This window comes from Embleya scabrispora (assembly GCF_002024165.1).
Taxonomy (GTDB): domain Bacteria; phylum Actinomycetota; class Actinomycetes; order Streptomycetales; family Streptomycetaceae; genus Embleya; species Embleya scabrispora_A.
Window position 1 is genome coordinate 438,125 of the sequence record NZ_MWQN01000004.1, and the last position, 13,451, is coordinate 451,575.

Genomic DNA, 13,451 nt, shown 5'->3' on the forward strand with positions numbered 1-13,451 from the left:
GCACGGTAAGGCGAGCATTGTGAAGACGGACACTGTCACGACGGGCACCGCGAAGACGGGCGACGGGGAGGCGGACGCCTCGACCCCGGGCATACCCTCCGATCTCGCGGAGCGACTGTGGACGGCCGTGATCGGCCGGGACGAGCCGGGCGCGATGGCACTGGCCACCGCGGCGGCCGATGCCGGGGCCGATGGTGAGACCCTGCTCCTCGACGTCGTGGCCGCCGTGCAGCGCCGAGTCGGGCTCGAATGGGCGGCGGACCGGATCGGTGTGGTCGAGGAGCACGCCGCCACCGCGATCATCGACCGGGTCATCGCCGTTCTCGCCCACCACCACCCCGTGCCGCACCCGTCGCGGACGCGGGGCAACGTCACGGTCGCGTGCGTGGACGGCGAATGGCATTCCCTGCCCGCCCGGTTGCTGGCCGAGACGCTCACCCGGCGCGGCTGGCGGGTGGACTTCCTCGGCGCCCACACCCCGACTCCGCACCTGATCGCGCACCTGCATCAGAGCAACCCGACCGCCGCCCTGCTGTCGGCCTCGCTGCCCACCCACCTGCCCACCGCACACCAGGCGATCACCGCCGTGCAGTCGCTGGGCATCCCGGTCATGGTCGGCGGCGCCGCCTTCGGCGCGGACGGCCGCTACGCCCGTCTCCTGGGAGCCGACGCCTGGGCCCCCGACGCGCGACGCGCCGCGGACCGGCTCGCCCGGGGGATCACCGGCCGGCACGCGGAGCGCCGGCACGAGATCGACGATCTGCCCCATCTGGCCGATCAGGAGTACACGTTCGTCAAGTCCAACCGCACCGCCCTGGTGCGGCAGTGCCTGGTCGCCCTCGACGAGCGCGGGCCCGGGATGCGCGCGTACAGCGCCGCCCAGCGCGAACGAACCGCCGAAGACCTGGCCCATATCGTGGACTTCCTCGCGACGGCCCTCTACGTCGACGAGGCGGACCTGTTCACCTCCTTCGTCGACTGGACCAGGGACATACTCACCGCCCGCCGCGTGCCCGCGGCCGGTTTGCGTCTGGGGCTGGACATCCTCGCCGAACAACTGCACGACTTTCCCCGCGCTCTCGGCTTCATCCGCGCCGCGACCGACACCCTGCCCGCGGCACCCGCCCACTCCGGCCCGGAAGCGGTATGACCTCCCCCAAGCCCGTCGAGTTCTCCGTCGACGTTCGGGCCGGCGACACCCGGTCGCTGCATCTGGCCATTCGGGGAGATCTCGAGTACGACACCGGCACCGCGTTCACCGAGAGGGTGAACGCGGTGCTGGACACGCATCTGCGGCGGTACGGACCGGCGCTGCGTCATCTGCACCTGGACTGGGAGGGCCTGACCGCGATCGACTCCGGCGGGTTGTCCGTCCTGATCGGACTGCGTCGCCGCACACACACCGCCGGAATCGCCCTGCACCTGCACCGACAACCCGTGCGACTGACCCGGCTGCTCGAAATCACCGGGGTCGGCGGATACCTCACCGAGCCCACCGACACGGACGGGCGCGGCTTCGCCGCAGGAGGCGACGAAGGCGGGTCCATGCCCTCCCCCTGAGCGCGTCGGCGGGACGGCGGGCGGCGGCGGATCGGACACGCCGAAGCCCGGACACATGTCTGACCGCAACATTTGTCATGGATCAATAATTCGATACGCTTCGCATCGGGACGTCGGGGCGAGGCAGAGCCGTCGGCGTCGGAGAACGACTCGACGTGACGTGCGCATCGCCGGCTTGCCACCGAGCGCCATCGCTCGCCCATCCGACGAAAGGCAGCCGCCACCATGGGACGTCGACGTCGGCCGACATCCGCTCGACACGTTTGCGGTCCGCGTGGTTCGCACCGCCGTCGACCGCGCTCCCGTACCCGGCACCCCCCGCACACGGTGCGGCGGGCGTACCGCGCCTGTCACCCGACGCGGCCGATCGCCTCATCAGGCGGTGCGCGCACGCGAGGACAGGGACGCATCGCCCGTCGCCTCGTCCGTGACGGGCCCGGCGGCGTTCCGCAGGGATTCGAGTCCCTTCAGCAGCATCGCCCGGGACTCGCCCGACATGCGCGCCGTGACCACCGCCAGTTCCTGCTCACGGCGGGCCCGCAGATCCGCCAGGAAGGCGCAGCCCCGGCCACTCAGCCGCAACTGGAGTTCACGGCGGCTGTTGGCGCTGGGCAGGCGCTCGACGAAACCCACCGCCTGAAGGCGGTCACACAGGCGACTCGTCGAGGAGGGCGTCGACCGCAAGCCGTCGGCCAACGTACGCAGATTGATGCCCTCGTGCCGCTCCAGCAGAAACAACACCCGCAGCTGTGATGGGGAAACCGGTGCCGTGGAGGCACGCCCCAACAACATCTCGAGCAACTCGGCCGCCGCGGTCGCCACACGCGCCGTCTCGTCCGACTGGTCGTGTCGAGAGAAGGTAACCCCGCTCACCGCCTTACTCCGACGCCCGATACGGCCGCCTCTCCGACGGCCGTGCCGTCACCACAATAGACGCTATAAAGGCGATTGATTCGACTGGCCGTCCGGCCGTTCGCCGAACACGCCATGAGGGTGCCCCCGTACCGCATCCGCAGAGAACGGCTGAAGAAAATACTGTGAACGTATACGAGGAAGCCGAGCGTGCGCTGCGCGCCGCACCCGCGCATGGGCTGTTGGACGCCATCCGCGGCGTGCTCACGCGGCACTGCCGGGCAGGAGCCGTCGACCTGCTGATGGCCGACTACAGTCTGACCGTCCTGCAATCGGTGTCCGCGCTCCCTCCGGCCGCCGAACACCTCTCCATCGACAACAGCCCCCAGGGTCGGGTCTTCGGCGCGCAGGAACCCGCGCACGAGCAACGCGGCCCGGCCACGATCGTCCACCTCCCGGTGACGGTACGCGGCGACCGTCTCGGGGTCCTTTCCGTCACCCTCCCGACCGACGCCTGTTCGCCGGCCGTGCGGAGCGAACTCGTCGACATCGCCGAGATGCTCGCCCACGCGATCACCGTCGCCGAACGCGACACCGACCTCTACCGCTGCGCCCGACGCAAGGACCGGCTGACCCTCGCGGCCGAGATGCAGTGGCAACTCCTGCCCGGCCACGCCTACCGACGCGACGAATACGCCATCGGCGCCCAACTCGAACCCGCCTACGCCGTCCACGGCGACAACTTCGACTGGTCCGCCACCGCCGACCACCTCACGCTGACGGTGACCGACGGCATGGGCGAGGGCATCGACGCAGCCCTGCTCAGCAACCTCACGATCAACGCCCTGCGCAACGCCCGACGCGCCGGAATTCCCCTCGCCGACCAGGCGGCCCTCGCCGACCAGGCCGTCTACGCCCGGCACCGCGGCAACGCCTACCTGTCCGTCCTGCTGCTCGACTTCGAACTGACCACCGGGTGGGTGCAGGTGATCGACGCCGGTTCCCCGCGCCTGTTGCTCCTGCGCGAGGGAACGGTGACCGCGGTCGACTTCGACGCGCAACTGCCTCTGGGCATGTTCGAGGAGACCGACTACAAGGCGCAGGAATTCCGGGTCCGGCCCGGCGACCGGCTGGTCTTCGTCAGCGACGGGGTCCACGCGGTCGCCTCACCGGCCGGCGAAGCCTACGGCGACCGCGCGTTGGCCCGGGCGATCAGCGCCACCCGGCTGCTGCCGCCCGCCGAGATGCCCCGCGCCGTCCTGCGCGAACTCACCGGCCACCGCGGACGCCCCATCCCCGACGACGACGCCCTGATCGTCTGCCTGGACTGGTACGGCAGGCCCACCGCACCCGACGGCCCGCCGCCCGACGACACCGAACGGACCCGCGCCCACGTGTCCCCCGTCGGGGGCGCGCGGCACGCTTCGCACTGACGACGCGGCGCGGCACCGAGGCGCGCTCGGGCATGAGGCGGATCCGCTGCGCACCCGGCCGCCGCGCGTCGCGTTCGCGGGGGCGGTCCGGGCCCGTGGCGGACCCGGACCCACCCGCGCGGCCCGAAGGCGTCACATCATGCCGAGAGATCGCATCCATACGGGGGAACAACGATCGGTGGCCGAGCCGCGCAAGCCATCACCGATCGCCGCGCCCGGCTCGCCGTGCTGTCGGCGGACCGGGGCCCGGACCCCGACTCGGGGGTGTCCCCGGTCCTGGCCGACGTATTGGGGCTGCCGCCTGCGCCGCAAGCACGGCATGGCGCCCGACGCGGTGCCTGTGCCGACGCCCCGGAGGCGGCGGTGGCGGCCTTGCGGGACGGCGCCGGGACCGGGACGGAAGGGTGACGTCGCCGGTAGTGCCGCTCATGGTGAGACTGCCTGGCCGACCGGGTCGTCGACCGGGACGGGCGGGAGGTCGGTGTCCTGCTCCGGGGCATCCGTCTCGGGTTCGGTTCCAATCGCGCGTTCGAAACAGGCGTCGATCCGTTCGACGCGTGTCGTCAGCCAATCGCGCAGGCACTCGCCGACAACCGCCCACGCTCCGACGAGCGCGTCGTACGCCGCGGTGTAGATCTCGACCGTCTTGGCGATGACGTCCTCGTCGTCACCGGCCGCGTCGATCGCCCGGACGATCTCTTCGAGGTACTCGTCGTCTCCTTTCTGCTGTTCCCGCTTCCGGGTCGTCGCGGACTCCCTGTTCCATTCCTCTGCGCACTCCTGGGTGATCTTCCTGTCCCGGAATTCCCCCAGGATCCGCGCGACGTCCTCCCGCCGGCCCTCCAGGGCGCGCACCCCGCACCGCCCGTACGCGTCGGTCGCGGGCCCGAGGTTCGAGGGCAGGTCGTCCGGGGGCACGAGGTCCAACGGTTTCGCCCACTCGGGTGGCGTCAGTGCGCCCGGCTCGGCCTCGCCCGCGAACACCGCGTCCAGTCGCTCGCGGTGATGCGCGGCGATCCGGGCACACAGATCCTTGTAGTCCTGCACGGTGGTCACGGTGTCACCTCACGATTTCCCGGAAGACCTTGCACGGCCGGTACCCGCACAACACGCGCGGGCATGCGCGCCGGCGGCGCCCGTCAGGCGGACAGGGTGAGCGCGATGTCGACGATCATGTCCTCCTGGCCGCCGACCAGACCTCGGCGGCCGCATTCCATGAGGAGGTCGCGCACGTCCACGCCGTAGCGCGCGGACGCGGCTTCGGCATGGCGCAGGAAGGACGAGTAGACGCCCGCGTAGCCCAGGGTGAGGGTTTCCCGATCGACCCGGACCGGGCGGTCCTGGAGCGGACGAACCAGGTCGTCGGCGGCGTCCTGGAGCGCGAACAGGTCGCAGCCGTGGGCGAAGCCGGACAGGTCGGCGACCGCGATGAACGCCTCCAGCGGGCAGTTCCCGGCGCCCGCGCCGTGCCCGGCCAGCGAGGCGTCCACGCGGAAGCAGCCGTTCTCCACCGCGACCACCGAATTGGCCACCGAGAGCGAGAGGTTCTCGTGGGCGTGGATCCCGATCTCGGTCTCCGGCCGCAGCACCTCCCGATACGCGCGCACGCGGGCGGCGACGTCGTTCATGGTGAGCCGGCCGCCGGAGTCGGTGACGTAGACGCAGTGTGCGCCGTACGACTCCATCAGCCGGGCCTGTCGGGCAAGTGCCTCCGGCGGGGCCATGTGCGAGAGCATCAGGAATCCGGAGACGTCCATGCCGAGTTCACGCGCCGCGGCGATGTGCTGCGCGGAGATGTCGGCCTCGGTGCAGTGCGTGGCGACGCGAACCGAGCGGACCCCCAGGTCGTAGGCGCGTCGCAGGTCGTGGATGGTGCCGACGCCGGGCAGCAGCAGGGTGGTCAGCCGGGCGCGCTCCAGGACGGAGGCGGCGGCCTCGATCCAGGCCCAGTCGCTGTGCGAACCGGGGCCGTAGTTGAGCGAGCCGCCCGCGAGGCCGTCGCCGTGCGCCACTTCGATGGCGTCCACGCCGGCCCGGTCGAGGGCTGCGACGATGCGCGCGACGTCCGCGGGGGTGATCCGGTGCCGCACGGCGTGCATGCCGTCCCGCAAGGTGACGTCCTGGACGTGGATCGGGGTGGTGCTCACGAGGCGGCCTCCACGTGCCGGCGGGTGGTGCCGCGGCCGCTGTCGGCGCCCGGGCCGCGGGCCGCGTCGCGGGCCGCCATCCGTTCGCCGACGCGGAGCGCGGCCGAGGTCATGATGTCGAGGTTTCCGGCGTAGGCGGGCAGGTAGTGGGCGGCGCCCTCGACCTCCAGGAACACCGAGACCTGGTGGGTGGGCCGATCCGTGCCGGGAGCGAGCAGGGTCTCCAGCGGCTGGTCGGCGGGGACGGGGGTCACCTGGACCTCCTGCTTGAGCCGGTAGCCGGGCACGTACTCGGCGACGGCGGCGACCATGGCGGCCACCGCCTCCCGGATCGGCTCCACCGGGTCGAAATCGGGCGTGCCCACCAGCGCCAGGACGGTGTCGCGCATGATCAGCGGCGGCTCGGCGGGGTTGAGCACGATGATCGCCTTGCCGCGCCGGGCGCCGCCGACCTCGACGATCGCGGCCGAGGTGGTCTCGGTGAACTCGTCGATGTTGGCGCGCGTGCCCGGCCCGGCGGACTTCGAGGCGATGGACGCCACGATCTCGGCGTACGCGACCGGGGCCACCGCGCCGATCGCGGCGACCACCGGGATGGTGGCCTGTCCGCCGCAGGTGACCATGTTGACGTTGTCGGCGTCGAGGTGCTGTTCGAGGTTGACCGCAGGGACGACGTACGGCCCCAGCGCCGCGGGCGTCAGGTCGATCAGCCGCTTGCCGTACGGCCGCAGCCGGGCCGCGTTGTGGGCGTGCGCCTTGGCCGAGGTGGCGTCGAAGACGATCGCGATCTCGTCGAATCCCGGCATCGCGATCAGCCCCTCGACCCCGTCGTGGGTGGTCGGGACGCCGAGCCGGCGGGCGCGGGCCAGGCCGTCGGAGTCGGCGTCGATGCCGACCAGCGCACCCATTTCCAGGTGTTCGGCGGTGCGCAGCACCTTGATCATCAAATCGGTGCCGATGTTGCCCGATCCGATGACGGCGACCTTGGTCCTGGTCATGAACCCTCCTCGTCGAAGTCCGGGCCGAAGTCGATCGCGACCGTGCCGAGCCCGGTGATGTCGGCACGGACGCTGTCCCCGGGCGCCACGGGGTGCATCGGCCCCAGCGCGCCGGAGAGCACGAGTTGCCCGGCGCGCAGCGGATCGCCGAGGTCGCGGGCCTGCCGGGCCAGCCAGGCCACCGCCTCGATCGGGTCGCCCAGGCAGGCGGCGCCGGTGCCGGTGGAGACCGCCTCTCCCCCGACCGTCATGGTCATCCGCACCTCGCGCGGCACGAATTCGTCCAGGCCCCTGCGCACGGTGCCCAGGACGTACGCGCCGGACGAGGCGTTGTCGGCCACGGTGTCGGCGAAGCGGATGTCCCAGTCGCGCACCCGGCTGCCGCAGATCTCCAGGGCCGCGACCGCGTGGTCGACGGCATCGTGCACCTGGGCGGGGTCGAGCGGCCCGTCGGCGAGATCGGCGCCGAGCACGAACGCCACCTCGGCCTCGACGCGCGGTTGCAGCACCGCGCGGTAGGGACCACGTCGCCGACGGCGTAGCCCATGTCGTCGAAGAGCACGCCGAAGTCGGGCCGGTCGACGCCCAGTTGCCGCTGGACGGCGGTGGAGGTGAGGCCGATCTTGCGGCCGACGACCCGAGCGCCGCGGGCCATGCGGTCGTCGACGATCCGGCGCTGGACGGCGTACGCCGCGGCCAGTTCGCCCGGACCGATCAGGTCGCGGACCGGGGCGCAGGGGATGCCGGTCGCGGCCGCGTCGAGCAGCCGTTCGGCCGCGGCGCGCACCGCGTCCTCGCCGTGGGGGGAAGTACTCGTCATATCGGCATCTTCGTGACCCTCGACGATCGCCCACAATCAAAGCGTCTCGCTCAGCGATACGCTGGTCGGGTGCCCGACTCCCCCGACCGCAACAGTGTTCTGAGCAAGGCGACCGCCATCCTGGAGGCGTTCACCGTCGACGACCGCACCGTCGCGCTCGCCGAGCTGGTGCGCCGCACGGGCCTGCACAAGGCCACCGTGCACCGGCTCACCGGGGAGCTGGTGGCGCTGCGGCTGCTGGACCGGCTGCCGGGGGTTACCGGCTCAGCGGCACCCTGTTCGAGCTGGGCATGCGGGCATCCGTCGAGCGCGGACTGCTCGAACTGGCCATGCCCTTCCTCCAGGACCTGTACGAGCGCACCCACGAGATCGTGCACCTGGGTGTGCGCGAGGGCACGGACGTGGTCTACGTGGCCAAGATCGGCGGGCATCGGCAGGCCCGCAGCCCCTCCCGGGTCGGCGGCCGGATGCCGATGCACTGCACCGCGATCGGCAAGACGCTGCTCGCGCACGGCGACGACGAGCTGCGACGCACCGTGCTCTCCGGTCCGCCCGAGCGGCGCACCCCGCACACGGTGGTCGCGCCCGGGTTGTTGCGCCGCCAGCTGGACGCGGTGCTGGAGAACGGTGTCGCCTTCGAGTACGAGGAGTCGGCGCTCGGTCTGGTGTGCGTGGCCGCACCCGTCCTGGGCCCGGACGACGAGCCGATCGCGGCGATCAGCGTGGCCGGCCCCAGCCCCCGCTTCCGCCCCGAGGCACACGTGGCCGCCCTACGCGCCGCGGCGACCGCGCTGGGCGGCGTACTGACCCGGCGGGACGCACTGACCTGACTCGCGGCGCGGCGCCGGACACCGCTTCGGCGGGTGCGGGGTTGGGACTTGTACGGTGGGTTTCGTGACCGTCGACCCGCTGCCCGATCCGACCGCCGAGTTCGAGGCGCAGCGGGGGCGGCTGTTCGGGATCGCGTATCGGATGTTGGGGTCGGCGGCGGAGGCCGAGGACGCGGTGCAGGATGCGTATCTGCGCTGGCACGCGGCCGAGCGGGGACACATCGACGCGCCGGGGGCGTGGTTGGCCAAGGTGCTGACGAATCTGTGCCTCAACCGGCTGACGTCCGCGCGGGCCCGGCGCGAGGAGTACGTCGGGCCGTGGTTGCCCGAGCCGGTGCGGACGGACACCGGGGTGCTCGGGCCGTTGGAGACCGCCGAACAGCGGGACGCGGTGTCGATGGCGATGCTCGTGATGCTGGAGCGGTTGTCGCCGCCGGAGCGGGCGGTCGTGGTGTTGCGGGACGCGTTCGGGTACAGCCATCGGGAGATCGCCGAGGTGCTGGACTGGTCGGAGGCCAACTCCCGGCAGACGCACCGGCGGGCCAGGCTGCGTCTCGCGTCCGGGCGGCCGCGTTTCGAGGCTCCGGCGGCGGTGCGGTCCGACCTGTTGGCGCGCTTCCTCGCGGCGGCGGCCGAGGGGGCGCTCGACGAACTGGAGGCGCTGCTCGCGGACGATGTGGTGGCGTGGTCCGACGGCGGTGGCAAGGTCTCCGCGTCCACGCGCCCGGTCTTCGGTCGGGACAAGGTGGCCCGGTTCCTTCTGGGCCTGGTGGCGCGCTTCTCCTCCGGTACGGAGTTCGGCTTCGCCGAGGTCAACGGCGACACGGCGCTGCTGGGTTGGGAGGGCGGAGCGCTCACGACGGCCGCGGTGGTGGAGGTCGGCGCGGAGGGCATCTCGGGCGTGCGGATGGTCCGGAATCCGGAGAAGCTGAAATTTCTCGAAGAACAATGCCGAGAGTTGTCACGTAACGCGTAGCCGTCCGGTTCCTTGCCGACGAGGGCGACGTCGCGCAGGTGCGGCGTCCCCGTGCCGAGGAGGACCGATGAGCGAGAACGTGATCCTGGTGACGGGTGCGACCGGTGTGCTGGGGCGTGAGGTACGGGACCGGGTACGGCGTGCCGGCGTGCCGGTGCGGGCGATGACCCGCGGGACGACGCTGCCCGACGACCCGGGGGTGACCTGGGTGACCGCCGACCTGCAGACGGGTTCGGGCCTCGACGCGGCGTTCGACGGCGTCGCCACGATCATCCACTGCGCGTCGGACACGCGGCGGCCGAAGCACGACATCCCCGGTTGGCGGCACCTGTTGGACGCGGCGCGGCGGGCCGGAGTCGGGCACATCGTGAACATCTCGATCGTCGGCGTCGACCGGATCCCGTACTCCTACTACCGGATCAAGGTCGAGGGTGAGCGGTTGCTGGCCGAGTCGGGCATCCCGTGGACGAATCTGCGCGCGACGCAGTTCCCCGAGTTGCTGAACAAGGCGTTCGGCGTGCTGGCCAAGGCGCCCGTCGTCCTCGTCCCGTCGAAGACCGAGTGCCAACCGGTGGACCAGGGTGAAGTGGCCGACCGCCTGGTGGAGTTGGCGCTGGGCGTGCCGGCCGGGCGGGTCCCGGACATGGGCGGTCCGCGCGTCTACGAGGCGTCGGACCTGGCCCGTTCCTGGCTCGAGGCGACGGGCAAGCGGCGAAGGGTCGTGCCCGTACGCGTCCCGGGCAAGGCGGGCGCCGGCTTCCGCGCCGGGCAGCTGGTCACGCGGCAGCACGCGGTAGGCGTCCGAACCTGGGAGGAGTACCTCACCACCCTGCAAACCACCTGACCTCCCCCGGCCGTGCCGATCGCCGCCCGGTTCAGGAGCAGCGGTGTCCCGAGTTCGCTCACGTGCCGTTCCCGGGCGCGGTGGGTGGCACTCGGTTCGGTGCGTGGGTCGGCGACGAGCACCCACGGACCGAATCCACCCGGCGCGCCGTCCGTCACCGCATGACCGCCCGCAACCGCGTCCGGCTCGCCCGCCGCGACCTCTCCTTGCCCCACTGGCCCTTACCTGTCTGGGCATACATGGACTTTTCCCACCTTTGCCCGGGGTCGTCGCGCCCCTCATGGTCTCAAGGCGTGGGTCGAAGGATTCCGCGAAGGCTGGTTGTCGCTCCGGGCGCGGAGCGCACGGTGTCGGGGTGGGTCAGGTCTCGTCGTCGAGCCGGAATGCGTCCGTCGGGTCCGGCTTGACGGTCCGCCAGATCGGCAGGTCGATGGGGCGCCCGTCGCGGAGTTGGAACATCCCGGCACCGATCCGCGCGTCCGGGTGCGCGGAGGCCGCGTGGGCGAACGCGGCGCGATCGGCCAGGAGATGGGATGCGTCCGCGAACGCCGCCCGGGTGGCCGCCTCGATTGCGGCGGCCTCGTCCATCAGCCGGTCCGCGACCGCCCGTACCCAGGCGTCGAATTCGTCCGGGACCAGGTCGAGAAGTGCGTCGAAGGGGGCGGTCTGGGCGGTGACCTCCGCCTCCGAGCAGGAGAGGGCGTGCGCGACATGGCGCGGGTCGCGGCCGGCGAAGCGCTGCATGCCGAGGTAGCGCCAGATGTCCCGTTCGGTCACCCCGGTCAGGATCCGGTGCAGCCGCACGTAGTCGGTGAACTTGAGCTTGACCCGCCTGCCGGAGGTGTGGCGCAGCACCCACCCCTCGGCCGTCGTCCCGGTGATGGCCGTGCCGTCCGGCAGGCGGTTCTCGGCGGCGGCGCGGGCCAGTTCGGCGAGTGAGGCGACGGGCCGGGAACGAACCACGCGTCCGCCGAGGGCGATCCAGTCGTCCGCGTGCGCGGCGAGGGGTTGTTCGGTGCCGTCGGGGCCGAGTACGGCGAGGAGGACAAGGGTGCGCTCGGAGCCGTTGTCGACCACGATGCGGTTGTCGGGATGGATGATCTCGGTGACATAGCCCAGCACCGGGTCGAGCGCGTCGGTGTCCCGCTCGTCCAGCCAGTCCTGGGCCCATCCGGCCTGCCGGGAGACGAACGCCCCCTTGGACGCGGCTCGCCAACGGCCGGCGTAGTGGAACACCTGGCCCAGCGAGCCGTCTTCCTTGTCGAACGCCTCGAATCCGCCGTCCGGCAGCGCGGGCGCGTAGGCCGCGCCGAGGTCGTGTTCCGCGAGGCCGAAGAACTTCGGCAGGCAGGGCCCGACGATCCGGTCGGTGCCATCTTCCACGACCAGTCCGCGACAGCGCAGCGTCACCGGTGTCCATCGCCGCTCGAACACGCAGGTCCGGGTGTAGGTGTAGATCGACAACGGAAGTTGCGGATGGCGCCGACGTGCCACCAGACCACGCTCGACCGCACCGGCCAAGTCGTCGGGATGGAACAGGGCACTGACGGTGGTGGGTTCACTCATGCGGCGGCAGCGTAGCCGGAACCCACAAGTGGCTTCGCCGATTTTCCGCCTTCGCATCCGACCGTCAGGACGCGCCGCCGAACCGCGCCGAGACGAACCAACGACACCATCCCGGCTCGCACCCTGACAGCGCATGGCCCGAGGCCCGGTTCACGTCGGCGCCGTCCGTCCGACCCGGCGCGCTGGTGCGGATCGATGCCGTGCCGGCTGAGTCATGGAGTCGGGGCCCGACTTGCCGTACCGACGGAACGTATGTCGGCGGCCCCAACTACGCCACTCGTCTGGAAAAGGCCGACGGACGCGTGGCGCGCGAGGGCTTCGCGTAGCCACGGGGCTTGAGCTGCCGTCAGCCCGAGCAGGGTCCGTTCGAACGTTCCCCGGTCGGCCTGGAAGGGGCCGTTGGGCAGCAGCGGGATCGGGTCGTCCCGGAGGACGTCCCGGGGCATGCGACCCGACGCGGGCATCGGCGGGTACGGCCGGTGGGAGGTCAGCCACAGCCACACCCCCAGGGGCAGCGGCACCGGGTACGCGGACGCGGCCGGCCCGCTGGGCATCCAGACGTGGCCGGTTTGCGGATGGACCGGTACGAGGACGATCCCGCTCCCGCCGGGGGCAGGATGGCCCGGTCCGGCCAGGACCGCGCACCGCGGCGGCAGGCCCGCGGGCAACGCGGCGTCGAGGGCAGGTCGGAACATGTCGGCGGTCAGACCGTCCGGGACCCCTATCGGACTTCCTTCGGACGCCACCAGCAGGTGGGCGAGGGCCCGGCCGGCCGCCGCCGCCCACTGCGGGCTCCACGACCAGCAGCGGTTGGATCCGAGCCGTCCTCCCCACGTGGCGATCGGCGCGACCGGGGACGTGCCCTCGCCCTTGTCGGTCAACTCCTCCCAGGACGACGGCGCTGGGTCGATCCCGACGCGGACGCGGCGCACGGCGTGCCGGTCGAGCCGCACCGCCTGCCACAGTGAACAGTCGTCGATCCTGGTGGCCACGGGAAGGTCGCATGCCATACAGACCAGGTTGGGGCCGTCTGCGCCGTCGATGCCACAGCAGGCGCCGCCGCGCATGTCGGGAATCAGCCGGGTTCCGCGGATGTCGCCCGGCGCGATGACGATGTCGCCGCGCTCCTCGCCGGGAAGGGCGTCGGCCGGCGCGCAAGGCTCGTCCTCTGTGCGCCGTGGTCGTTCCCAGGGGTCGGGGTCCAGGGCGAACGTCCCCGGTTCCATGAGCACCGGAAGCTGGACGCCGTTGCCGTATACCTGGCGAGCGTGGACCGGAAGGCACACTCGGTACAACGCGACGGTCAGCTCGGCATCGCATCCCGCGCAGACGAAAACGAACAAAGGCCCTCCGTAGGGGAATCGGCCGCATCATCGCACTTCGGGACCGGCCGGCCAACGAGATTTCGTCGTCACCTGGTCGGGT

Annotated in this window: 12 protein-coding genes and 2 pseudogenes; 7 read left to right on the plus strand and 7 right to left on the minus strand. The window is 71.8% G+C overall.

Annotated features, from left to right (window positions below; genetic code table 11):
- The first annotated feature begins 19 nt into the window (after positions 1-19).
- Together B4N89_RS42435 and B4N89_RS42440 are read left to right on the plus strand one after the other, a co-directional pair.
- Positions 20-1,150 carry a cobalamin B12-binding domain-containing protein gene (locus tag B4N89_RS42435; RefSeq protein ID WP_078981958.1) on the plus strand — a complete coding sequence of 377 codons (1,131 nt, stop codon included), beginning with the start codon at positions 20-22 and terminating at the stop codon, positions 1,148-1,150.
- Complete coding sequence (locus B4N89_RS42440) at positions 1,147-1,560, plus strand: STAS domain-containing protein (RefSeq protein ID WP_078981959.1); 414 nt, start codon at positions 1,147-1,149, stop codon at positions 1,558-1,560. The genes B4N89_RS42435 and B4N89_RS42440 overlap by 4 nt, the downstream gene beginning before the upstream one ends.
- Before the next feature lie 375 nt (positions 1,561-1,935).
- Here the strand turns inward: B4N89_RS42440 and B4N89_RS42445 are convergent, their stop codons facing one another.
- Positions 1,936-2,352 carry a MarR family winged helix-turn-helix transcriptional regulator gene (locus B4N89_RS42445; RefSeq protein WP_235619355.1) on the minus strand — a complete coding sequence of 139 codons (417 nt, stop codon included), beginning with the start codon at positions 2,350-2,352 and terminating at the stop codon, positions 1,936-1,938.
- A 245-nt stretch (positions 2,353-2,597) separates the two neighbouring features.
- On the opposite strand from B4N89_RS42445, the gene B4N89_RS42450 reads away from it, so the two are divergent.
- Positions 2,598-3,845, plus strand: a complete 1,248-nt coding sequence (locus tag B4N89_RS42450; protein ID WP_078981961.1) for a PP2C family protein-serine/threonine phosphatase — start codon at positions 2,598-2,600, stop codon at positions 3,843-3,845.
- 426 nt (positions 3,846-4,271) lie between these two features.
- On the opposite strand, the gene B4N89_RS42455 is transcribed toward B4N89_RS42450, so the two are convergent.
- From B4N89_RS42455 to B4N89_RS42470, 4 genes and pseudogenes are all read right to left on the minus strand, one after another.
- The gene (locus B4N89_RS42455) at positions 4,272-4,901 is read right to left on the minus strand and encodes a hypothetical protein (protein WP_078981962.1); all 630 of its coding nucleotides are present in this window, start codon (positions 4,899-4,901) and stop codon (positions 4,272-4,274) included.
- Between the two features lie 83 nt (positions 4,902-4,984).
- Positions 4,985-5,992, minus strand: a complete 1,008-nt coding sequence (gene dmpG / locus B4N89_RS42460; protein WP_078981963.1) for a 4-hydroxy-2-oxovalerate aldolase — start codon at positions 5,990-5,992, stop codon at positions 4,985-4,987.
- Positions 5,989-6,990 (minus strand): acetaldehyde dehydrogenase (acetylating), encoded by a 1,002-nt coding sequence (locus B4N89_RS42465; protein ID WP_078981964.1) that lies wholly within the window; start codon positions 6,988-6,990, stop codon positions 5,989-5,991. Before B4N89_RS42465 ends, dmpG begins: the two co-directional genes overlap by 4 nt.
- Positions 6,987-7,810: pseudogene (locus B4N89_RS42470) on the minus strand (2-keto-4-pentenoate hydratase). The gene B4N89_RS42465 and the pseudogene B4N89_RS42470 overlap by 4 nt, the downstream one beginning before the upstream one ends.
- Before the next feature lie 69 nt (positions 7,811-7,879).
- Here B4N89_RS42470 and B4N89_RS52310 point away from each other — a divergent pair.
- From B4N89_RS52310 to B4N89_RS42485, 4 genes and pseudogenes are all read left to right on the plus strand, one after another.
- A pseudogene (locus B4N89_RS52310) lies at positions 7,880-7,999 on the plus strand (helix-turn-helix domain-containing protein); the annotation flags it as partial.
- A gap of 101 nt (positions 8,000-8,100) precedes the next feature.
- On the plus strand, positions 8,101-8,640 hold the full coding sequence (locus B4N89_RS42475) for an IclR family transcriptional regulator (RefSeq protein WP_235619311.1): 540 nt from the start codon (positions 8,101-8,103) through the stop codon (positions 8,638-8,640).
- Positions 8,641-8,704: 64 nt separating this feature from the next.
- Entirely contained in the window at positions 8,705-9,616 is a 912-nt protein-coding gene (locus B4N89_RS42480; protein WP_321170758.1) for an RNA polymerase sigma-70 factor, read from the plus strand.
- Positions 9,617-9,683: 67 nt separating this feature from the next.
- Positions 9,684-10,460: an SDR family oxidoreductase gene (locus tag B4N89_RS42485; protein WP_078981966.1), complete on the plus strand. Its 777-nt coding sequence runs from the start codon at positions 9,684-9,686 to the stop codon at positions 10,458-10,460.
- 360 nt (positions 10,461-10,820) lie between these two features.
- Here the strand turns inward: B4N89_RS42485 and B4N89_RS42490 are convergent, their stop codons facing one another.
- Positions 10,821-12,026: an RNA ligase gene (locus tag B4N89_RS42490; RefSeq protein WP_078981967.1), complete on the minus strand. Its 1,206-nt coding sequence runs from the start codon at positions 12,024-12,026 to the stop codon at positions 10,821-10,823.
- Positions 12,027-12,238: 212 nt separating this feature from the next.
- A complete protein-coding gene (locus B4N89_RS42495) occupies positions 12,239-13,369 on the minus strand; it encodes a hypothetical protein (protein WP_235619312.1) in 1,131 nt (376 codons plus the stop codon).
- Positions 13,370-13,451: the final 82 nt, after the last annotated feature.

Coding starts and splice junctions, on each gene's coding strand:
- B4N89_RS42475 (WP_235619311.1), top strand. CDS start 8,101: ATGCGGGCATCCGTCGAGCGCGGACTGCTCGAACTGGCCATGCCCTTC.
- B4N89_RS42440 (WP_078981959.1), top strand. CDS start 1,147: ATGACCTCCCCCAAGCCCGTCGAGTTCTCCGTCGACGTTCGGGCCGGC.
- B4N89_RS42445 (WP_235619355.1), bottom strand. CDS start 2,352: ATGTTGTTGGGGCGTGCCTCCACGGCACCGGTTTCCCCATCACAGCTG.
- B4N89_RS42490 (WP_078981967.1), bottom strand. CDS start 12,026: ATGAGTGAACCCACCACCGTCAGTGCCCTGTTCCATCCCGACGACTTG.
- B4N89_RS42485 (WP_078981966.1), top strand. CDS start 9,684: ATGAGCGAGAACGTGATCCTGGTGACGGGTGCGACCGGTGTGCTGGGG.
- B4N89_RS42465 (WP_078981964.1), bottom strand. CDS start 6,990: ATGACCAGGACCAAGGTCGCCGTCATCGGATCGGGCAACATCGGCACC.